This window comes from Xylophilus rhododendri, from assembly GCF_009906855.1.
Classification (GTDB): domain Bacteria; phylum Pseudomonadota; class Gammaproteobacteria; order Burkholderiales; family Burkholderiaceae_C; genus Xylophilus; species Xylophilus rhododendri.
The window spans coordinates 707573-728786 of sequence record NZ_CP047650.1; the positions used below are offsets into that span (position 1 = coordinate 707573).

Here is a 21214-nt window from a genome sequence, read left to right on the forward strand (position 1 = left end):
ACCTGTACTTGATGGCTAGTGGATAAGGGAAAAGAAAACGGTGGGCCCGGCCTTGCACGCGCGAGGCGTCAGGGCTGCTTCTGGAACGGGCCCCAGTCGGGTTCGCGGATATCGCCGCCCTGGCCTGCCAGGCGTGCCTTGATCTTGCCGTCCAGCGTGGTGGTCATCAGGGCCTCGCGGCCTTGCTGGCGGGTGGCGTAGATGATCAGGCGGCCGTTGGGCGCGAAACTGGGGTTCTCGTCGTTGGAGGTGTCGGTGATCGCATTCGCGGTGCCGCTGGCGAGTTCCATCACATGCAGCTTGAAGGCACCACCCACCCGCGAGATGTAGGCCATGTACCGGCCGTCGGGGCTGATCGTGGGCGAGATGTTGTAGGTGCCCGAGAAAGTGACCCGCTCGGCATTGCCGCCGCCCACCGGCATGCGGTAGATCTGCGGCGCGCCGCCCCGGTCGCTGACGAAATAGAGGCTGCGGCCATCGGCCGAATAACTCGGTTCGGTGTCGATGCCGGCACTCTGCATAAGGCGCGTGGGCTCGCCGCCGGAGGCATCGATGGTGTAGAGCTGCGAGCCGCCGTCGCGGCTGAGCGTGACGGCCAGCCGGCGGCCATCGGGCGACCAGGCCGGCGCGCTGTTGGAGCCGCGGAAGTTGGCGATCAGGCGCCGCTTGCCGCTGGAGATCTCGTGCACGTAGACCACCGGCTTGCGTGACTCGAAGGACACATAGGCCAGCTGCGAGCCGCTGGGCGACCAGGCCGGCGAGATGATGGGCTCCGGGCTGGTCAGCGCCGATTGGGAATTCTCGCCGTCGGCATCGGCCACCCACAGGGTGTAGCGGGTGCCGGCCTTGGTGACGTAGGCGATGCGGGTGGAGAACACGCCCTTCTCGCCGGTGAGCTTCTCGTAGATGAAGTCGGCGATGCGGTGGGCCGCCAGGGGCAGGTCGATCTGCGGCACGATGAAGCTCTGGCCGCCCAGGTCCTCGCTGCGCACCACGTCCCAGAGGCGGAAACGCACGTCGTAGCGGCCATCGGCCAGGCGGGTGACGCTGCCCTCGGCCAGCGAATCGGCGCCCTTCTGGCGCCACTGGCTCACATCCGGGCGGCTGCTCTCGTCGAGTTCGACACCGGCGGCGTCGATCGCACGGAAACGGCCGCTGCGCTCCAGGTCGGCCTGCACGATGGCGGCGATCTTCTGCGGGCTCTGGCCTTCGCCCTTGAAGGGCGCGATGGCGATGGGTGATTGGGTCAGGCCGACGCCGGAGACCTCGACCCGGAACTGCGCCAGGGCCGGCAGTGCCGGGCCCAGGGTGGCCACCGAAGCGGCGAGGCCGATCAGCGTGCGGCGTTGGACGGAGGAAGACAATGAACGGACAGCGGTCGGCAGCACGGCGATAGGATGGTTCATGAATGGGGGGGTGTCGACTCCTGGGCCCGCGATGCAAGAAAGACGCATGGAAGACGCGGGCGAACACGCAGCCGGATGTTACACATTGGCAGCGAGACGCTGAAACAAAAGGTTGGATCAGGCCCGCATCTTCGTAACAAGACCCAACCGTAGAATCGCGCCAGCATGCAGAGTTCCCAAGACAACGGCCCGGCGGCCGCCCCATCGGCCGCAGCATCCAGCGCAGCCATCCCGCTCACCTTGCTGGGCCGTTTGCGCAGGCTGGCGCGCTATTTCGGGCTGCACAAGGCGGCCTGGGCGCTGGCGATCGCCGCGACCATCGTGGCGGCGGTGACCGAGCCGCTGATCCCCGCCCTGATGAAACCGCTGCTGGACCGCGGCTTCACCCAGGGCCGGCTCGACCTGTGGGCGGTGCCGGTGGCGGTGATCGGGCTGTTCGCGGTGCGCGGCATGGCGCAGTTCGCTTCCCAGTACGCACTCGCGCAGATCGCCAACGAGGGCATGATCGCCCTGCGCCGCGATCTGTTCGAACGGTTGCTCGCGGCCGAGATGGCGCTGTTCTCGCGCCAGTCGGCGAGTTCGCTGTCCAACACCGTGGTCTACGAAGTGCAGACCGGCGCCACGCTGGTGGTGCAGGCCCTGCTGGGGCTGTCGCGCGACGGCTTCACCATGATCGCCCTGCTCTTCTACCTGCTGTGGCTCAACTGGCAGCTGACGCTGGTGGTGGGCCTGGTGATCCCGGGCGTGGCCTGGATCATGAAGACCCTCTCGCGCCGCCTCTACCAGGTCACCAAGGCCAGCCAGAAAGCCACCGACGACCTGGCCTATGTGGTCGAGGAGAACGTGCTGGCCCACCGCATGGTGCGGCTGCACGGCGCGCAGCAGGTGCAGAAGCAGCGTTTCAACGACCTGGCCGGGCGGCTGCGCGGGCTGGCCATCAAGTCCACCGTGGCCTCGGCCGCGATGACGCCGCTGACGCAGCTGCTGGCCGCGGCTGCGCTGTCGGCGGTGATCGTGATCGCGCTCTGGCAGGGCCGCATCGGCGACGACCCCAAGGGCGTGACGGTGGGCGGCTTCGTCGCCTTCATCACCGCGATGCTGATGTTGATCGCGCCGATCCGCCGGCTCGCCGAGATCGCCAACCCGGTCACCCGCGGCGTGGCGGCGCTGGAGCGCGGCCTGGCGCTGCTGGGCGACACCGCCGACGAACCGAGCGGCCAGTGGAAGCCCGACCCGGCCCAGGCCCAGACCGGTCCGCTGATCGAGTGGCGCAATGTGCGTGTGGCCTACCGCGACACCGCCGCGCCCGCGCTGGACGGGGTGGACCTGACGGTGCGCCAGGGCGAGGTGGTCGCCTTCGTCGGCCCCTCGGGCTCGGGCAAGACCACCCTGATCAACCTGCTGCCGCGTTTCGTGCTGCCCAGCGACGGCTCGGTGCGGGTGCGCGGCCAGGACGTCGCCGAGTGGCATACGCAGTCGCTGCGCGAGCAGTTCGCCATGGTCAGCCAGGATGTGGTGATGTTCAACGACACGGTGGCCGCCAACATCGCCATGGGCGCGCCGCAGGACCGCGAGCGCCTGCAGCGCTGCCTGGAAGACGCCAACCTGGCCGAACACGTGGCCCGCATGCCGCAGGGCATGGACACGCTGGTGGGCCACAACGCCTCCGAACTCTCCGGCGGCCAGCGCCAGCGCCTGGCCATCGCACGCGCGCTTTACAAGGACGCGCCCATCCTGATACTGGACGAGGCCACCTCGGCGCTGGACACCGGCTCCGAGCGCCTGGTGCAGCAGGCCCTGCAGCGGGTGATGCAGGGCCGCACCACCCTGGTGGTGGCGCACCGGCTGTCGACCATCGAGCATGCCGACCGGGTGGTGGTGATGCAGCACGGCCGCATCGTCGAACAGGGCACGCATGCCCAGCTGCTCAGCGCCGACGGCCTGTATGCCCGGCTGCACACGCCGGCGGCCGGCATGCCGGCGATCTGAGCCGGTCGAGCGGGCTCAGTGCGGACCGGCGCCGGGGTCCTGGCGCACCGGCCGCAGGGTCTTCTCGTCGAAGGACACCTCACCCAGCCGCCAACCGTCGCGGCAGCGCACCGCCGCCCAGAAGCGGCGCAGCGTGTACCACTGCTGGGCGACCAGGCCCAGGCCGTTGTCGGCATCCACCGCCGGATCGCTGACGCCGGTGGCGCGCGGCGGCTCGCCATAGAGCGCGGTGCCGAAGAGCTGGTCCCACCAGGGCAGCACCTGGCCGAAATTGCAGTTGTGCAGCTGCGGCCGCTGCGGATCGCGCAACATGTGGTGCAGCCGGTGAAAGCGCGGATCCACCAGCAGCCGTCCGCCGATGCGGCCGAAACCCCAGCGCACATTGGCATGCGAGAGGCTCTGCACCAGCTCGCTGATCATCACGATCAGCGCGAACTGCGCGGTGTCCACCCCCATGGCCAGGCCGACCGTCGCCAGCACGATGGATTGCAGCGCGCCGTCCAGATAGTGGCTGCGGTCGTTGGCCCAGCAGCTCATCTGGCGCTGGCTGTGGTGCATGCTGTGCATGGCCCACCACCAGGGCAGCTCGTGCTGCAGCCGGTGCATCCAGTAATACGTCAGGTCGTAGACCACGTAATAGAGCGCGAACAGCAGCCACGGATGGCCGCCGAACCAGGGCACCCAGGCCAGCAGGCCGGTGGGCTCGTCCTGCGCGCCCGAGGCCGCGGGCGATGCGCCCAGCAGATGCGCCATCGGCGTCAGCACCAGGAAGCTGAACAGCGGGAACAGCCCCAGCAGCATGACCAGCGTATAGGTGCGGTCCAGCCCGGCCAGCTTGCGGTGCGGCCAGCGCTCGGCAGGCGCCAGCGATTCCAGCGGCCGCATCACGAAGGCGATGATGCCGATCTGCAGCAGGGAGATCAGCAGGGCCTCGGCGATGTCGGCCGGCTCGCCGGCGGCTTCACGCAAGGTGGCCGGCAGTTGCGCCAGCACGGGCACGATCAGGTGCGAGGAGGTCCACTGGACGGCCGCATGGCCCAGTGCGAGGAGTTCATTCATGGCCGACGGATTTTCCTGAAAAATCCTGACCGCCGCCCGACCGCCCCGCCTTGCCCCTGCACTCAGAGCAGGACGATGTCGTAATCCTCCGGCCCCATCGCCACCTCGGACTGCAGCGAGATCGGCTTGCCGATGAAGTCCGACAGGCCGGCCAGGTGCTGGCTCTCCTCGTCCAGGAACAGCTCCACCACCCGCGGCGAGGCCACCACCCGGAATTCGCGCGGATTGAACTGGCGGGCCTCGCGCAGGATCTCGCGCAGGATGTCGTAGGTCACCGTGCGCGGTGTCTTGACCACGCCGCGCGACTGGCAGCAGGGGCAAGGCTCGCACAGCATGTGGGCCAGCGACTCGCGGGTGCGCTTGCGGGTCATCTCGACCAGGCCCAGCGGCGAGAAGCCGCCCGAGGAGGTCTTCACCCGGTCGCGCGCGAGCTGCTTGCGGAACTCGGCCAGCACCTGCGTCTGGTGGTCCTCCCGCACCATGTCGATGAAATCGATGATGACCATGCCGCCCAGGTTGCGCAGCCGCAGCTGGCGGGCGATGGCCTGGGCCGCTTCCAGGTTGGTCTTGAAGATGGTGTCGTCGAAGTTGCGCGCGCCCACATAACCGCCGGTGTTGACGTCGATGGTGGTCAGCGCCTCGGTCTGGTCGACGATCAAATAGCCGCCGGACTTCAAGTCCACCCGCCGGCCGAGCGCGCGGGCGATCTCCTCGTCCACGGTGTAGAGATCGAAGATCGGCCGCTCGCCGCTGTAGAGCTGCAGTTTGTTGGCGGCCGCCGGCATGAATTCGGCGCTGAAATCCTGCATGCGCTTCAACTGCTCGCGCGAGTCGATGCGGATGCTGGCGGTCTCCTCGCCCGCCAGGTCGCGCAGCACCCGCTGCAGCAGGTCGAGGTCCTGGTGCAGCAGCGACTTGGGCGGCAGCTGCAGGGCCTGCTGGCGGATACGGTTCCAGGTCTTCCTCAGATAGGCGATGTCGTCGGCCAGCTGGGCATCGCTGGCGTCTTCGGCATTGGTGCGCAGGATGAAGCCGCCGCCACCGCCTTCGGCGCGCTCGCCGATCAGCGCCTGCAGCCTGGTGCGCAGGGCGTCGCGCTGCTCCGGCGGAATCTTTTGCGACACACCCACATGGTCGTCCTGCGGCAGATACACCAGCAGCCGGCCGGCGATGCTCACCTGGGTCGATAGCCGCGCGCCCTTGGTGCCGATGGCGTCCTTGATGACCTGCACCATCAGCGCCTGGCCTTCGAAGACCTGTTTTTCAATCGGCACCAGCGGCTGGGCCTGGCGCTGCGGCATCTCGCCCTCGGCGTGGCCCTGCCAGACGTCGGCCACATGCAGGAAGGCGGCACGCTCCATGCCGATGTCGATGAAGGCCGACTGCATGCCGGGCAGCACACGCGAGACCTTGCCCAGGTAGATGTTGCCGACCAGGCCACGCTCGAGCGTGCGTTCGACGTGAAGCTCCTGGACCGCCCCGTGCTCCACGACGGCCACACGTGTCTCCTGTGGCGCCCAGTTGATCAGGATGTCTTGCTGCATGGGGACTTTTTTTAGGTAGCCCGCGGCTCTGGCCGTGGGAGCGGCCCATCATGCCAGAGCGTCAGCGCCTCAGACGGCGAATCCGGCCTGCCGCAGCAGCCCGGCCGTCTCGAACAGCGGCAGCCCCATGATGCCGGTGTAGCTGCCGGAAATCTGCTGGATGAAGGCCGCTGCCCGGCCCTGGATGCCGTAGGCGCCCGCCTTGCCCATCGGTTCGCCGCTGGCGACATAGGCGAGCAGCCGGTCGGCATCGAGCGGCGCGAAGGACACGCGGGATTCGCAGAGCGCCTGCCAGCGCTGCGCTCCGGACTGCACCGCCACCGCAGTCAGCACCCGGTGCGTGCCGCCGGCCAGCTCGCTCAGCATGCGCTGCGCATCCTGGGCGTCCTGCGGCTTGCCGTAGATGCGGCCGCCCATCGCCACCGTGGTGTCGGCGCAGAGCAGCGGAGCATCCTGCAGGCCGCGTCGCGCCAGCCGCGCCACTGCCGCGTCGAGCTTGAGCGCCGTGACGCGCTGCACGTAGCGACGTGGCGCCTCGCCGGGCAGCACTGCTTCCAGCGCTTCTGCATCTTCCTCATCGCCGGAGGCCGTGAGGACGCGATGTTCCACGCCGAGCTGCTCGAGCAACTGGCTTCGGCGAGGGCTTTGGGAAGCGAGATAGAGGAATGGCGGTGGCTTCATGGCCTGCGATGCTAACGGGCCGCTCGCCGCCGTCCGCCGGCCGCGCCAGGGCGGCCCGCGCATCGCGCACGATGGACTGCAGCCGCTCGCCCCAGCGCTGGGCCAGCACCCGGTCGGTTTCCGGTGCGCGGTCGGCCGCTTCCTGCGCCGCCGCCATGCGTTCGGACCAGCACCGCAGGCCGGCCAGTACCTTGGCGGCCGACTCCTCGCGGGATTCGAGTGACATGAAGGCCGCCATGGCGCAGAAATCGGCGAATCGTGCCCGCAGGGCGGAGAGTCCGCTGCCGCGGGCAGTGGGAGGCTGTGAGCTGGGGATCGACATCCGGTCGATCCTCCCGATGGCGCCCTGCCCGCCGCCGTGCCAAACGAAGGCCCGTCACGCCAGGCGAAGCGCCGCCCGGCGTGGCGATTCACTCCCGGTGATAGGGATGGCCGGCGTTGAGCGACCAGGCGCGGTAGAGCTGTTCGATCAGCAGCACCCGGGCCATCGCATGCGGCAGGGTCAGGTCGGACAGGCGGATGCGCTCGTGGGCGGCGGCGCGGAAGGCCGGATCCAGCCCGTCCGGCCCGCCGATCACCAGCGCCACGTCGTCGCCCTCGCGCTGCCAGGCGGTGAGCCGGGCGGCCAGGGCGGCGGTGGTCAGCGAGGTGCCGCGTTCGTCCAGCACCACGATGCGGGTGCCGCGCGCGATGGCCGCCTCAATGCGGCCGCGCTCGGCCTGGTAGAGCGTCTCCAGCGTCTTGGAGCCGCGCGGCTCGGTCTTGACGGTCTTGATGTCCACCCGCAGCTCGGGTGGAAAACGCTTGGCGTAGTCGTCGTAAGCCGTCTGCGCCCAGGCCGGCATGCGCTGGCCGACGGCGACGATGGACAGCTTCAAGGCTTAGGCGCGCGGGGTCTTGCGGGCCGGCGCCTTGCGGGCGGGCGACTTGGCCGCGGGCGGCTGCCCGCCGTCTTGGTGGCCGTCTTGGCCGCTGCGCGCTTGGGCACCTCGCCCACCACCAGCACCTTGCCGCGCGGCTTGGCCACCGGAGCAGGTGCCGCCTTCTTGGCCACGACCTTCTTCGCGGCGGCCTTCTTGGCAGCCGCCAGGGTGGGCGGCTTCTCGGCTGCGGGCTTGCGGCTCTCGGCCTGGTTCGGACGCGGCGGCGGGTAGACGATGTCGTCGGCCAGCGCGGCGGAGCGGCTGCGGCGCTTCTTCAGATCGGGGATCGGCTCCTTGCCGGCCTTGGCGGTCTTGGCCGCGGGCGCCGGCTTGGCTGCGGCTTCGGCGGTCTTGCTGCCGGCGGCGGTCGCGGCCTTCTTGGCGGCAGCCTTGCCGGCAGCCGTCAGCACCTTCACCGGCGTATCGCCCCAGATCTCCTCCAGGTGGTAGTACTGGCGGATGGCGGGCTGCATGATGTGCGCCACGGCGGCGCCGCAGTCCACGATGATCCACTCGCCGTTCTCCTCGCCCTCGGTGCGCGGCTTGTCGAAGCCGGCCTCACGCACCGCGTCGCGCACGCTGGTGGCCAGCGCCTTGGTCTGCCGGTTGGAGGTGCCGGAGGCCACGATCACACGCTCGAAAAGCGGCGACAGGTGCTCGGTGTTGAACACCCGGATGTCCTGCGCCTTGACGTCTTCCAGGCCATCGACGATGGCGCGCTGGAGTTTCTGGACGTCTTTTTTGGCGGCGGATTCCGTCTTGGGAGTGGTACTCATCAGGCTGTTCGGTAGAGGTGGTGTTGGTCAATATAGCGCGCCACGCCTGGCGGAACCAGGGGCGCAGGTCTTGCCCGCGGGCTGCACGCTCGCGGATGTCGGTGGCACTGGTGTCCACCGTGGGCATGTCGATCCAGCACCAGCGGGCGCCGGGCTCGTGCTGCCAGTCCGGTCCGCCCGCCGCCACGTCCGCGCCGGGACGGCGGGCGATGGCGATGGTGGCGGCCTGCAGCAGCGCGTGCCAGAGGTGCCAGCCGGGCAGGGACGCGGCCTGGTCGCCGCCGATGACGAGGAAGAATTCCGCGTGCGGGGTCTCGGCACGCAGTTCGTCCAGGGTATCTGCGGTGTAGCTGGGCCCGTCGCGATTCAGTTCGCGGGTGTCGATGACCGCGCCGGGGATATGGGCAAAAGCGGCCTCGGCCATGGCCAGCCGGTCGGCCGCGGGCGACAGCGGCCGCGCCTTGTGCCAGGCGTGGCCGGTGGGCACCAGCAGCAGCCGGTCCAGGCGCAGCTGCGCCACCGCGGCCTCGGCCAGGGCGACATGTGCCAGGTGCGGCGGATCGAAGGCGCCGCCGAAGATGCCGATGCGCATCGTGTGCTTCAGGTTATTCAGATCCAGTCCCGGGGCGCCAGGAAACGCTCGGCGAGCGCTGCCTCGGACGAGCCCGGCTCCGGCCGGAACTGGTAGCGCCAGGCCGCCAGCGGCGGCATGGACAGCAGGATGGATTCGGTGCGGCCGCCCGACTGCAGGCCGAAATGCGTGCCGCGGTCCCACACCAGGTTGAATTCCACATAGCGGCCGCGCCGGTAGCGCTGGAAGTCGGTTTCGCGCTCGCCCCAGGGCAGGTGCTGGCGGCGCGCCACGATGGGCAGGTAGGCGGCCAGGAAGGCATCGCCCACGGCTTCGAGCATGGCGCGGTCGCGTTCGGGGCCGAGTTCGGCGAAGTCGTCGAAGAAGATGCCGCCGATGCCGCGGGCTTCCTGGCGGTGCTTGAGGAAGAAGTAGCGGTCGCACCATTCCTTGAAGCGCGGGTACTTGTCCTCGCCGAAGGGGTCGAGCGCATGACGGCAGACGGTGTGGAAATGCACCGCGTCGTCCTCGAAACCGTAGACTGGCGTGAGGTCCATGCCGCCGCCGAACCAGCGGGTCGGTTCCTGGCCCGGATGCCCGGCCGAGATCATGCGCACGTTCATGTGCACCGTCGGCACATAGGGGTTGCGCGGATGGAAGACCAGCGAGACACCCATCGCCTCGAAAGGCGCGCCGGCCAGTTGCGGCCGGTGTTCGGTGGCCGAAGGCGGCAGGCGTTCGCCCCGTACATGCGAGAAACCGCAGCCGGCGCGCTCGAAGACGGCGCCGCCCTCGACGATGCGGGTGACGCCATCGCCCTGCAGCGGCTCGCCCGCCGCCTTGGTCCACGGATCGGTGACGAAGGCCACGCTGCCGCCGGCGGCGGTTTCGATGGCTTCCAGGGCCGAGACGATGCGCTGCTGCAATCCCAGGAGATAGGCGCGCATGTCGCCGGCCGTGTCGGTCATCCCTTGATGGCCCGGTAGCCGATGTCGCGGCGGTACTGCGCGCCGTCGAAATGGATGCCGCGCGCCACGTCGTACACCCGCTGCTGGGCCTGCTTGACGCTGTCGGCCAGGGCGGTCACGCAGAGCACGCGGCCGCCGCTGGTCAGCACCACGCCGTCCTTCAGGACCGTGCCGGCGTGGAACACCATGGCGTCCTCGGCATCGGCCGGCAAGCCCTGGATCGCATCGCCCTTGCGCGGATCGAGCGGATAGCCGTGCGCGGCCATCACCACGCCCAGCGCCACCCGACGGTCCCAGACCAGTTCGACCTGGTCGAGCCGGCCTTCGGCGCCGGCCAGCAGCACCTCGGAGAGGTCGCTCTTCAGGCGCATCATGATCGGCTGGGTTTCCGGGTCGCCCATGCGGCAGTTGAATTCCAGCGTCTTGGGCTTGCCGGAGGCATCGATCATCAGGCCGGCGTACAGGAAGCCGGTGTAGGAGATGCCGTCCTTCTCCATGCCGCGGATGGTCGGCAGGATGATCTCGCGCATGGCGCGGGCATGCACGTCGGCGGTGACCACCGGCGCGGGCGAATACGCGCCCATGCCGCCGGTGTTGGGCCGGCATCGCCGTCGAGCAGGCGCTTGTGGTCCTGGCTGGTCGCCAGCGCCACCACGTTCTTGCCGTCGCACAGCACGATGAAGCTGGCTTCCTCGCCCTGCAGGAATTCCTCGATGACGACACGCGCGCCACCTGCGTTGTGGGTCACGCCGAACTTGTTGTCCAGCAGCATGAAGTCGATGGCTTCGTGCGCCTCGGCCAGGTCCATGGCCACGACCACGCCCTTGCCGGCGGCCAGGCCGTCAGCCTTGATGACGATGGGGGCGCCCTGCCTGTCCACATAGGCGTGGGCGGCGGCCGCGTCGGTGAACGTTTCGTAGACCGCCGTCGGGATGCCGTGGCGCTGCATGAACGCCTTGGAGAACGCCTTGGAGCTTTCCAGCTGGGCGGCGGCCTTCGTGGGGCCGAACACCTTCAGGCCGTGCGCGCGGAACTCGTCCACCACGCCGGCGGCCAGCGGCGCCTCGGGGCCGACCACGGTCAGCCCGATCTTCTCGGCCTGCGCCCATTCGCGCAGGGCCACCACCTCGGTGATGGCCACGTTCTCGAACGTGGCGTCGCGCGCGGTACCGCCGTTGCCGGCGGCCACGTAGACCTTCTGCACCTTGGGCGATTGCGCCAGTTTCCAGGCCAGCGCGTGCTCGCGTCCGCCATTGCCGATGACCAGAACCTTCATACCGCCCTTCACTCGGACAAAGCCGCGTTGTGGAATACCTCCTGGACGTCGTCCAGGTCTTCCAGCACGTCGAGCAGTTTCTGCATCTTCGCGGCGTCTTCGCCCGCGACATCGACGGTGTTCTCCGCGCGCATGGTCACCTCGGCGATCTCGGCGTTGAAGCCGGCCTGGGCGAGCGCATCGCGCACGGATTCGAAATCGTGTGGAGGCGTCAGCACCTCGATGGAGCCGTCCTCGTGGCTGAGCACGTCGTCGGCGCCGGCCTCCAGGGCCGCTTCCATCAGCTTGTCCTCTTCGGTGCCGGGCGCGAACAGCAGCTGGCCCACATGCTTGAACTGGAAGGCGACCGAGCCTTCGGTGCCCATGTTGCCGCCGTACTTGCTGAAGGCGTGGCGCACCTCGGCCACGGTGCGCACGCGGTTGTCGGTCATGGTGTCGACGATGATGGCCGCGCCGCCGATGCCATAGCCCTCGTAGCGGATTTCCTCGTAGCTCACGCCTTCGAGGTTGCCGGTGGCCTTGTCGATGTTGCGCTTGATGGTGTCGGCGGGCATGTTGGCCGCCTTGGCCTTGTCCACCGCCAGGCGCAGGCGCGGGTTGGCATTGAGGTCGCCGCCGCCGGTGCGCGCCGCGACCATGATTTCACGGATGACGCGGGTCCACACCTTGCCGCGCTTTTCGTCCTGCCGGCCCTTGCGGTGCTGAATATTGGCCCATTTGCTGTGTCCAGCCATAAGTCGCTCGATTCGCTCGTTGGCGTGTTTCTGATTCTTCGGTGCCCGGAGGCAACCGGCGATTTTACCCGGCCGCGAGTGGGCCGGGCGCTACACTCGCCGGACGCTTTTTCCTATAGAGCCCGCGACGGGCGAATCCGCATGACCGCAGACCTGCCCGTTGCCCGCAACGCCCACACCACGCTGGCGCTGCTGCCGGCCCTGGCCAACCGCCACGGCCTGATCACCGGCGCCACCGGCACCGGCAAGACCGTCACCCTGCAGACCCTCGCCCAGGGCTTCTCGCGCATCGGCGTGCCGGTGTTCATGGCGGATGTGAAGGGCGACATCGTCGGCATCTCGCGGCCGGGCGCCATATCTCCCAAGCTGGCCGCCACGCTGGCCGAACGCGGCATCGAGGCGCCCGCGCCCGCCGCCTGCCCCACCGTCTTCTGGGACGTGTTCGGCACGCAGGGCCATCCGGTGCGCGCCACCATCTCCGACATGGGCCCGCTGCTGCTGGGCCGCATGCTGGGCCTGAACGACACGCAGTCGGGCGTGCTCGACATCGTCTTCAAGGTGGCCGACGACCGCGGCCTGCTGCTGCTCGACATGAAGGACCTGCGCGCGCTGCTGCAGCACATCGGCGAGAACGCGGCCGAGTTCCGCACCGCCTACGGCAATGTCAGCCCGGCCAGCATCGGCGCGATCCAGCGCGGGCTGCTGCAGATCGAATCGCAGGGCGGCAACCAGTTCTTCGGCGAGCCGATGCTGGCCATCGACGACCTGCTGCAGACCGACCCCACCACCGGCCACGGCAACATCAACCTGCTGGCGGCCGACAAGCTGCTGCAGTCGCCGCGCCTCTATGCCACCTTCCTGCTGTGGCTGCTGTCGGAGCTGTTCGAACACCTGCCCGAGATCGGCGACCCCGAGAAACCCAAGCTGGTCTTCTTCTTCGACGAGGCCCACCTGCTCTTCGACGAAGCGCCGCCCGCCCTGGTCTCGCGCATCGAACTGGTGGTGCGGCTGGTGCGCTCCAAGGGCGTGGGCATCTACTTCGCCACCCAGAATCCGCTGGACTTGCCTGACAGCGTGCTCGCCCAGCTCGGCAACCGCATCCAGCATGCCCTGCGCGCCTTCACCCCGCGCGATCAGAAGGCCGTGCGTGCCGTGGCCGAAACGATGCGCCCGAACCCCGGCCTGGACGTGCAGGCCGCCATCGGCGAACTGGCCACCGGCGAGGCGCTGCTCAGCCTGCTCGACGAGAAGGGCCGGCCCTCGCCCACTGAACGCGCCTTCGTGATGCCGCCGGCCAGCCGCATCGGGCCGATCACCCCGGCCGAGCGCGCCGAGACCATGAAGGATTCCCCGGTGGCCGGCGCCTACGAGACGCCCATCGACCGCGAATCCGCCTACGAAGTGCTGCGCGGCCGTGCACCCGCGGCGACCGCTCCCGCCCCGGCCGGCACCCCGGCGCCCGGCACGCCGGCCACGCCTACCGCCCCTGCCGGTGGCGGCATGATGGACAGCCTCAACGACCTCGTCTTCGGCCACACCGGCCCGCGCGGCGGCCAGCACGACGGCCTGGCCCAGGTGGCGGCCCGCGCCGCCATCCGCACCATAGGCACCAGCGTGGGCCGCGAGATCGTGCGCGGCGTGCTGGGCAGCCTGTTCGGCGCCAAGAAGCGCTGACCCTCGATTCACTCATCCAAGCCACCCAAGCCATGTCCCAAGTCCACCTCCTCGACCACCCGCTCCTGCAGCACAAGCTCACCCTGATGCGCCGCAAGGATGCGTCCACCAACAGCTTCCGCCGCCTGCTGGGCGAGATCTCCTCAATGATGGCCTACGAGCTGACGCGCGACATGGCGCTGCAGCCCATCGAGATCGAGACCCCGCTCGAAGCCAGCACCGGCATGGTGATCGACGGCAAGAAGCTGGTCTTCGTCTCCATCCTGCGCGCCGGCAACGGCATCCTCGACGGCATGCTGTCGGTGGTGCCGGGCGCCCGCGTCGGCCACATCGGCCTGTACCGCGACCCGCAGACGCTGACCGCCGTCGAGTACTACTTCAAGATGCCCAGCGAGATGCAGGAGCGCGAGGTGATCGTGGTCGATCCGATGCTGGCCACCGGCAACTCGGCCATCGCGGCGGTGCAGCGGCTGAAGGAACTCAACCCCAAGTCGATCAAGTTCTGCTGCCTGCTGACCTGCCCGGAAGGCGTGGCGGCGATGCAGCAGGCGCATCCCGACGTGGACATCTACACGGCCGCCATCGACCGCGGCCTGGATGAGCATGGCTACATCCGCCCCGGCCTGGGCGACGCGGGCGACCGCATCTTCGGCACGAAATAAGCGGCGCCCGCGAAGTGAGCGGGCAGCATTCTTGCTAGGACGGGTGGTCCATTCCCATCACCGAGGAGAAGCACTTGAAAGTCCGTCGCCAGGCCATCGTCCGCTCACTTGCCCTCTCCGCCGCCGCGCTGGCGCTGGGCGCCCCGGGGCTCGCATTCGCGCAGGCCAAGATCAAGGTGGCAGCCGCCTATACCGTGCCCTATGAACAGGCCTGGGTCAGCCGGCTGCACAAGGCGCTGAAGGCGGCCGAGGCGCGCGGCGAGATCGAATACAAGTCGACCGAAAACGTCACCAACGCCGACTACGAACGCGTGCTGCGTGAATACGCCAACGGCGGCGCCCAGCTCATCGTGGGCGAGGCCTTCGCGGTGGAGACGGCCTCGCGCAAGGTGGCCAAGGACTTTCCCAAGACCGCCTTCCTGATGGGCTCCTCGGGCAAGCCGCAGCAGCCCAACTTCTCGGTGTTCGACAACTACATCCAGGAGCCGGCCTACCTCACCGGCATGATCGCCGCGGGCATGTCCAAGACCCACAAGATCGGCATGGTGGGCGGCTTCCCCATCCCGGAGGTGAACCGGCTGATGAACGCCTTCATGGCGGGCGCGCGCGAGATCGATCCCAAGACCACCTTCTCGGTGACCTTCATCAACAGCTGGTTCGATCCGCCCAAGGCCAAGGAGGCCACGCTGGCCATGATCGACCAGGGCGCCGACGTGCTGTATGCCGAGCGCTTCGGTGTCTCCGACGCGGCCAAGGAGCGCGGCAAGCTGGCCATCGGCAACGTGATCGACAACCAGCCGCAGTACCCGGACACCATCATGGCGACCGCGCTCTGGGCCATGGAGCCCTCCATCGACCACGCCATCGCCCAGGTCAAGGCCGGCAAGCTGGAGGCCGAGGACTACGCGCCCTATTCGCTGATGAAGAACAAGGGCTCCTCGCTGGCGCCGCTGGGCACCTTCGAGAAGAAGATCCCCGCGGAACTCGTCGCCAAGGTGAAGGCCCGCGAGGCCGAGATCCTGTCGGGCAAGTTCGCGGTGAAGGTGGACAACAACACGCCCAAGTCCTCGCCCAAGTGAGCCTGCTGCGCCGCGTACTGCGAGCCCTGCTGGCGCCGGCCGTGCTGGCGCTGGCGGCCTGCGCGGGCATGCCTGCTCCTGCAGCGCCGCTGCAGCCGGGACGCATCGACGGCACGCCGCGCATCGCCGTGGTGTCGGCCTTCGAGCCCGAGCTGGTGCTGCTGCGCCAGCAGCTGCAGGATGCGCAGCGCCACAGCGTGCAGGGCGTGGAGTTCCTCACCGGCACGCTGGCCGGCAAGCCGGTGCTGCTGTTCCTGTCGGGCATCAGCATGGTGAACGCCGCCATGAACACGCAGCGGGCGCTGGACCTGTTCCAGGTGACGCACATCGTCTTCAGCGGCATCGCGGGCGGGGTGAATCCCGCTCTGCACATCGGCGATGTGAGTGTGCCGGCGCAATGGGGCCAGTACCTGGAGGTGCTGGCCGCGCGCGAGACGGCGCCGGGTGTCTTCAGCCCGCCGGCCCGGATGGGCCCACTACCCTTTCCGGCTTTCGGCATGTTCTATCCCCGGCCGGTCGAGGTGCGCAGTGCGGCGCAGCCGCGGCGGCAGCTGCAATTCTGGTTTCCAGTGGATGCCGGCATGCTGGCCGCCGCGCAGTCGCTGCAGGCGTCGGGTGGCGCGGCACTGACTTCCTGCGATGCGCAACAACGCTGCCTGCGCCATGCGCCCCGGCTGGAGGTGGGCGGCAACGGCGTCTCCGGCGCCTCCTTCATGGACAACGCGGCGCTGCGTGACTACACCTTCCGCACCTTCGCCGCCAATGTGATCGACATGGAGACCGCCGCCACCGCCCAGGTCGCGGCCAGCAACGGCGTGCCCTTCATCGCCTTCCGCTCGCTCAGCGACCTGGCCGGCGGCGGGGAAGGCGAGAACGAGATGACGGTCTTCATCGCCATCGCCGCCGAAAACTCGGCGCGGGTGGTGACCGCCTTCCTGCGGCACTGGACACCCTGAGCGCCATGCCGCAAGACAGCGCCCCGGTCCTGGCCCTGCGCGGCATCCGCAAGCAGTTCGGCGCGCTGGTCGCCAACGACGACATCTCGCTGACGCTGCAGGCCGGCGAGGTGCTGGCCCTGCTGGGCGAGAACGGCGCGGGCAAGTCCACGCTGATGTCCATCCTGTTCGGCCACTACACGGCCGACGCGGGCGAGATCGAGGTCTTCGGCCAGCCGCTGCCGCCGGGCCAGCCGCGCGCGGCGCTGGCCGCGGGCATCGGCATGGTGCACCAGCATTTCGCGCTGGCCGACAACCTGAACGTGCTCGACAACGTCATCCTGGGCACCGAGCCACTTTGGCGTCTTTCCAGCGCCCGCCAGGCCGCACGCGCCAGGCTGCAGGACGTGGCCCGGCGCTTCGGCCTGCCGGTGGATGCGGATGCGCGGGTGGGAACGCTCTCGGTCGGCGAGCGCCAGCGGGTGGAGATCCTGAAGGCGCTCTACCGCGGTGCGCGCATCCTGATCCTGGACGAGCCCACGGCCGTGCTCACGCCGCAGGAAAGCGAATCGCTATTCGCCACGCTGGCGCTGCTGGTGGCCGAGGGCCTGTCGGTGATCTTCATCAGCCACAAGCTGGCCGAGGTGCTGCGGGTGGCCCAGCGCCTGGTGGTGCTGCGCGCCGGCCGTGTCGTGGCCGAGGCGCCGAGCGCCGGCACCAGCGCGGCGCAGCTGGCCGACTGGATGGTGGGCCGCGCGGTGGCCATGCCGCAGCGCGCCGTCAGCATCAAGCGCGGCGCGACGGTATGCGAGCTGAAATCGGTCCGCACCGAAGGCAGCCCGCGCGACCGGCTGCGCGGTGTGTCGCTGGCGCTGGGCGCGAGCGAGATCGTGGCGGTGGCCGGTGTCTCGGGCAACGGCCAGGGCGCGCTGGCCGATCTGCTCTGCGGCACGCGGCGACGGGTGGCGGGCACCGCGACGCTGTCGGGCCGGGTGCTGCGCGCCGACCCGGCCACGCTGGTGCGGGCGGGCGTGGCGCGCATCCCGGAAGACCGGCATGCGGTCGGCGCGGTGGGCGACCTGCCGGTGTGGGAAAACGCGGTGTCCGAACGCCTGGGCAGCCCGGCCTTCAACCTCTTCGGCTGGGTACGGCGGCGCGCGGCGCGCCAGCACGCGGCGGCCATCGTCGAAGGCTTCGACGTGCGCGGCGGCGGCCTGGATGCGCCGGCCCGGTCGCTGTCGGGCGGCAATCTGCAGAAACTCATCCTGGGCCGCGCCCTGCTGCCGCCGCCGGACGCCACGGTGCCGCTGCGCCTGCTGGTGGCGCACCAGCCGACCTGGGGGCTGGACATCGGCGCCGTCGCCGCCATCCGCACCGAGCTGATCGCCGCACGCAACGGCGGCGCGGCGGTGCTGGTGATCTCGGACGATCTCGACGAGGTGATGGCCCTGGGCGACCGCATCGCCGTGATGCACGAGGGCCGGCTCACCGCCGCCCTGCCGGCGGCGCAGTGGACCCGCGAGAGCCTGGGCCTGGCCATGGCCGGCGCCAGCGACGCATCCGATTCGGAGACCGCATGAGGCTGGAACGCCGCACCCGCAGCTCGCCGCTGGCGATCGCCGCCGCATCGCTGGGCGCGGTGGTCTTCACGCTGCTGGTCAGCGCCGTGCTGGTGGCCGCCGCCGGTGCGCCGGTGGGCCGCACCTACGCGCTCTTGCTGCAGGGCGGCTTCGGCTCGGTCTTCGCCTGGAGCGAGACGCTGACCCGCGCCGTGCCGCTGATCTTCACCGGCCTGGCCGCCGCCGTGGCCTTCCGGGCCCGGCTGTTCAACATCGGCGCCGAGGGCCAGCTCTATGCCGGCGCGCTGGCCGCCGTGGCGGTCGGCGGCATGCACGACGGCAGCGGGCTCGACTGGCCGATCTGGCTGCTGTTTCCCGCCATGCTGGCCGCCGCCGCGCTGGCCGGCGCCCTGCTGCTGCTGGGCCCGGCGCTGATGAAGAGCCGGCTGGGCGTGGACGAAGTCGTGACCACGCTGCTGCTCAACTTCATCGTGCTGCTGGGCGTCTCGGCGCTGCTGGACGGGCCGATGAAGGACCCCACCGCCATGGGCTGGCCGCAGAGCGTGGCGCTGCAGGACGGGCTCTCGCTGTCGCAGCTCTGGCCGCAGACGCGGCTGCACACCGGGCTGATCGGCGGCTGCGCGCTGGCGGCCGGGCTGTGGCTGGTGCTCAAGCGTGCGCGGCTGGGTTTCGACATCCGCGCGGTCGGCGCCAACAGCCGGGCCGCGGCCTTCGCCGGGGTGCCGGTGACCCGCACTGTCGTGCTGGTCGCCATGCTCTCGGGTGCGCTCGCCGGCCTGGGCGGCGCGGTGGAGGTGGCCGGGCGCACCGGCTATCTCACCCTCGACATGTCGCCGGGCTATGGCTACACCGGCATCGTGATCGCCATGCTGGCCGCCCTGCATCCGCTGGGCGTGGTGGCCGCGGCCGTGTTCACCGCTGGCGTGCTGGTGGGCGCGGACAGCATGAGCCGCGCCATCGGCGTGCCGAGTTCCATCGCCGACGTGATCGTCGCCACCTCGCTGCTGGCGGTGCTGGTGGCCTCGCTGTTGGCGCAGTACCGGATCCGGCTAAAAGGCTGAACGACACGCATGAACGAGATCGCCGACATCCTGGCCAACCCGGCCTTCTGGGCCGCCGTGCTGCGCATCGCCACGCCGCTGATCCTGGGCACGCTGGGTGTGCTGCTGTGCGAGCGGGCCGGGGTGCTGCACCTGGGCATCGAGGGGATCATGGTGGCCGGCGCGCTCGGCGGCTGGCTGGCCGTGTACCACGGTGCATCGCTCTGGGGCGGCATGGCCTGCGCGGCCGTCGTCGGCGCGCTGTTCGGGCTGCTGCATGCGGCACTGACGGTGGGGCTGGCGCTTTCGCAGCATGTCTGCGGCCTGGGCATCACCCTGCTGGCGACGGCGCTGAGTTATTTCAGCTACCGGCTGGCCTTCGGGCAGGTGAGCACGCCGCCGACCATCCAGCCTTTTGCGCCGATGGCCTGGCTGGGCATTCCGGTGCTGGACGAGCAGACGGCACCCACGCTGCTGGCCCTGGTGCTGGTACCTCTCATGGGCTGGCTGCTGATGCGCACGCCACTCGGCCTGGCGCTGCGCATGGTGGGCGAGAACCCGCAGGCGGCCGAGAGCCAGGGCGTGCCGGTGCTACGGCTGCGCACCGGCGCCATCGTGGCCGGATCGGCGCTGATGGGCATGGCCGGCGCCTTTCTCACGCTGTCGGCCTTCAACGCCTTCTATTTCAATATGGTCAACGGGCGCGGCTGGATCTGCGTGGCGCTGGTGGTGTTCGCCTCCTGGCGGCCGGGCAAGGCGCTTCTGGGCGCGCTGCTGTTCGCCTTCTTCGATGCGCTGCAGCTGCGGCTGCAGCAGGCGGGCGATGCGGCCCTGCCCTATCAGCTCTACCTGATGCTGCCCTATGCGCTCTCCATCCTGGCGCTGGTGCTGGTGGCGCGCAAGGCGGCCTATCCGCAGGCGCTGATGAAGCCCTACCGCAAGGGCGAGCGCTGAACCCTTTCCCTACCAGAGACATCCCATGCTCGATCTGCTCGTCACCCACGCCACGCTGCCGGACGGCCGCACCGACATGTCGCTGGCCGTCCAGGACGGCCGCTTCGTGGAGATCGCGGCCGGCCTGCAGGTGCCCGCGCACGAGACGCTAGATGCCGGCGGCCTGCTGGTCTCGCCGCCCTTCGTCGATGCGCATTTCCATCTGGACGCCACGCTCTCCTACGGCATCCCGCGCATCAACGAGAGCGGCACGCTGCTCGAAGGCATCGCGCTATGGGGCGAACTCAAGCCGCAGCTGACGCACGAGGCGCTGGTCGAACGCGCGCTGGCCTATTGCGACTGGGCGGTGTCGCGCGGCCTGCTGGCGATCCGCAGCCATGTGGACACCAGCGACCCGCGCCTGGTCACCGTCGAAGCCATGCTGGATGTGCAGAAGCGCGTGGCGCCTTATCTCGATCTGCAGCTGGTCGCCTTCCCGCAGGACGGCGTGCTGCGCACCCAGGGCGGGCTGGACAGCCTGACCCGCGCGCTCGACATGGGCGTGGGCATCGTCGGCGGCATCCCCCACTTCGAACGCACCATGGCGCAGGGCGCCGAGAGCGTGCGCCTGCTCTGCGAGCTGGCCGCCGAACGCGGCCTGCCGGTGGACATGCACTGCGACGAGACCGATGACCCACTCTCTCGCCACATCGAGACCCTGGCCGCCGAAACCCAGCGCCTGGGCCTGCAGGGGCGTGTGGTCGGCTCGCACTGCACCTCGATGCATTCGATGGACAACTACTACGTCAGCAAGCTGCTGCCGCTGATCGCCGAATCCGGCGTGTCGGTCATCGCCAATCCGCTGATCAACATCACCCTGCAGGGCCGGCACGACAGCTATCCCAAACGCCGCGGCATGACCCGCGTGCCCGAGCTGATGGCCCATGGCGTGCGGGTGGCCTTCGGCCAGGACTGCTGCATGGACCCCTGGTACAGCCTGGGCTCCGGCGACATGCTGGACGTGGCCCACATGGGCCTGCACGTCGCCCAGATGACCAGCCAGGCCGCCATGCGGCGCTGCTTCGAGGCGGTGACGACGGCGCCCGCCGCCATCATGGGACTGGCCGGCCACGGCCTGGAAGTGGGGCGGAATGCCGATTTCGTGCTGCTGCAGGCCGGCGATCCTGTCGAAGCGCTGCGCCTGCGCGCCACCCGGCTGCAGGTGCGGCGGCGCGGCAAGCTGCTGGCCAGCAGCCCGGCCGCGCGCGCCACGCTGGCCCTGCCGGGGCGGCCGGCAAACGTCGAGTGCCGTCAGCATCCGTCGGTCTCAGCCGACAGGCCTGGCGCGGCCTGAGGGCCAGGATTGGCGCAATACCACTACGCG

Annotated in this window: 18 protein-coding genes and 2 pseudogenes; 9 read left to right on the plus strand and 11 right to left on the minus strand. The window is 69.7% G+C overall.

Translation table 11 applies throughout. From position 1 onward, the window contains the following. Nucleotides 1–68: 68 nt before the first annotated feature. Nucleotides 69–1406, minus strand: coding sequence for a Tol-Pal system beta propeller repeat protein TolB (tolB, locus tag GT347_RS03360; protein WP_160550623.1), 1338 nt, complete (start codon nt 1404–1406; stop codon nt 69–71). Between the two features lie 165 nt (nt 1407–1571). On the opposite strand from tolB, the gene msbA reads away from it, so the two are divergent. Continuing rightward, nucleotides 1572–3395, plus strand: coding sequence for a lipid A export permease/ATP-binding protein MsbA (gene msbA, locus GT347_RS03365; protein WP_160550624.1), 1824 nt, complete (start codon nt 1572–1574; stop codon nt 3393–3395). 15 nt (nt 3396–3410) lie between these two features. Here msbA and GT347_RS03370 read toward each other — a convergent pair whose 3' ends face one another. The 10 genes and pseudogenes from GT347_RS03370 to GT347_RS03410 all read right to left on the minus strand — a co-directional run bounded on the left by GT347_RS03370 (nt 3411) and on the right by GT347_RS03410 (nt 11927). Continuing rightward, a complete protein-coding gene (locus tag GT347_RS03370) occupies nt 3411–4454 on the minus strand; it encodes a sterol desaturase family protein (RefSeq protein WP_160550625.1) in 1044 nt (347 codons plus the stop codon). Nucleotides 4455–4516: 62 nt separating this feature from the next. Beyond that, nucleotides 4517–5998 (minus strand): ribonuclease G, encoded by a 1482-nt coding sequence (gene rng / locus GT347_RS03375; RefSeq protein WP_160550626.1) that lies wholly within the window; start codon nt 5996–5998, stop codon nt 4517–4519. A 69-nt stretch (nt 5999–6067) separates the two neighbouring features. Continuing rightward, nucleotides 6068–6679 carry a Maf family protein gene (locus GT347_RS03380; protein WP_160550627.1) on the minus strand — a complete coding sequence of 204 codons (612 nt, stop codon included), beginning with the start codon at nt 6677–6679 and terminating at the stop codon, nt 6068–6070. Then, nucleotides 6573–7001 carry a hypothetical protein gene (locus tag GT347_RS27275; protein ID WP_195812454.1) on the minus strand — a complete coding sequence of 143 codons (429 nt, stop codon included), beginning with the start codon at nt 6999–7001 and terminating at the stop codon, nt 6573–6575. Before GT347_RS27275 ends, GT347_RS03380 begins: the two co-directional genes overlap by 107 nt. A gap of 88 nt (nt 7002–7089) precedes the next feature. Further along, complete coding sequence (rlmH, locus tag GT347_RS03385) at nt 7090–7557, minus strand: 23S rRNA (pseudouridine(1915)-N(3))-methyltransferase RlmH (protein WP_160550628.1); 468 nt, start codon at nt 7555–7557, stop codon at nt 7090–7092. Further along, nucleotides 7554–8378, minus strand: a complete 825-nt coding sequence (gene rsfS, locus GT347_RS03390; RefSeq protein ID WP_160550629.1) for a ribosome silencing factor — start codon at nt 8376–8378, stop codon at nt 7554–7556. Before rsfS ends, rlmH begins: the two co-directional genes overlap by 4 nt. A gap of 121 nt (nt 8379–8499) precedes the next feature. Then, a pseudogene (gene nadD, locus GT347_RS03395) lies at nt 8500–8970 on the minus strand (nicotinate (nicotinamide) nucleotide adenylyltransferase); the annotation flags it as partial. 17 nt (nt 8971–8987) lie between these two features. After that, entirely contained in the window at nt 8988–9917 is a 930-nt protein-coding gene (gene hemF, locus GT347_RS03400) for an oxygen-dependent coproporphyrinogen oxidase (protein ID WP_160550630.1), read from the minus strand. After that, nucleotides 9914–11193, minus strand: a pseudogene (gene purD, locus GT347_RS03405) (phosphoribosylamine--glycine ligase). Before purD ends, hemF begins: the two are co-directional and overlap by 4 nt. 8 nt (nt 11194–11201) lie before the next feature. Beyond that, entirely contained in the window at nt 11202–11927 is a 726-nt protein-coding gene (locus tag GT347_RS03410; RefSeq protein ID WP_160550631.1) for a YebC/PmpR family DNA-binding transcriptional regulator, read from the minus strand. A 141-nt stretch (nt 11928–12068) separates the two neighbouring features. Here GT347_RS03410 and GT347_RS03415 point away from each other — a divergent pair, with 141 nt between their 5' ends. The 8 genes from GT347_RS03415 to GT347_RS03450 all read left to right on the plus strand — a co-directional run bounded on the left by GT347_RS03415 (nt 12069) and on the right by GT347_RS03450 (nt 21184). Next, on the plus strand, nt 12069–13601 hold the full coding sequence (locus GT347_RS03415; RefSeq protein WP_160550632.1) for a helicase HerA-like domain-containing protein: 1533 nt from the start codon (nt 12069–12071) through the stop codon (nt 13599–13601). 32 nt (nt 13602–13633) lie between these two features. After that, nucleotides 13634–14263 (plus strand): uracil phosphoribosyltransferase, encoded by a 630-nt coding sequence (gene upp, locus GT347_RS03420; protein ID WP_160550633.1) that lies wholly within the window; start codon nt 13634–13636, stop codon nt 14261–14263. Nucleotides 14264–14337: 74 nt separating this feature from the next. After that, nucleotides 14338–15342, plus strand: a complete 1005-nt coding sequence (locus GT347_RS03425) for a BMP family protein (protein ID WP_160550634.1) — start codon at nt 14338–14340, stop codon at nt 15340–15342. A 68-nt stretch (nt 15343–15410) separates the two neighbouring features. Beyond that, nucleotides 15411–16298 carry a 5'-methylthioadenosine/S-adenosylhomocysteine nucleosidase gene (locus GT347_RS03430; RefSeq protein ID WP_160555200.1) on the plus strand — a complete coding sequence of 296 codons (888 nt, stop codon included), beginning with the start codon at nt 15411–15413 and terminating at the stop codon, nt 16296–16298. A 5-nt stretch (nt 16299–16303) separates the two neighbouring features. Beyond that, nucleotides 16304–17857 carry an ABC transporter ATP-binding protein gene (locus GT347_RS03435; RefSeq protein ID WP_160550635.1) on the plus strand — a complete coding sequence of 518 codons (1554 nt, stop codon included), beginning with the start codon at nt 16304–16306 and terminating at the stop codon, nt 17855–17857. After that, nucleotides 17854–18918, plus strand: coding sequence for an ABC transporter permease (locus GT347_RS03440; RefSeq protein WP_160550636.1), 1065 nt, complete (start codon nt 17854–17856; stop codon nt 18916–18918). Before GT347_RS03435 ends, GT347_RS03440 begins: the two co-directional genes overlap by 4 nt. Nucleotides 18919–18927: 9 nt before the next feature. After that, nucleotides 18928–19851 carry an ABC transporter permease gene (locus tag GT347_RS03445; RefSeq protein ID WP_160550637.1) on the plus strand — a complete coding sequence of 308 codons (924 nt, stop codon included), beginning with the start codon at nt 18928–18930 and terminating at the stop codon, nt 19849–19851. Between the two features lie 25 nt (nt 19852–19876). After that, nucleotides 19877–21184: an amidohydrolase family protein gene (locus GT347_RS03450; RefSeq protein ID WP_160550638.1), complete on the plus strand. Its 1308-nt coding sequence runs from the start codon at nt 19877–19879 to the stop codon at nt 21182–21184. The last annotated feature ends 30 nt before the right edge of the window (nt 21185–21214 follow it).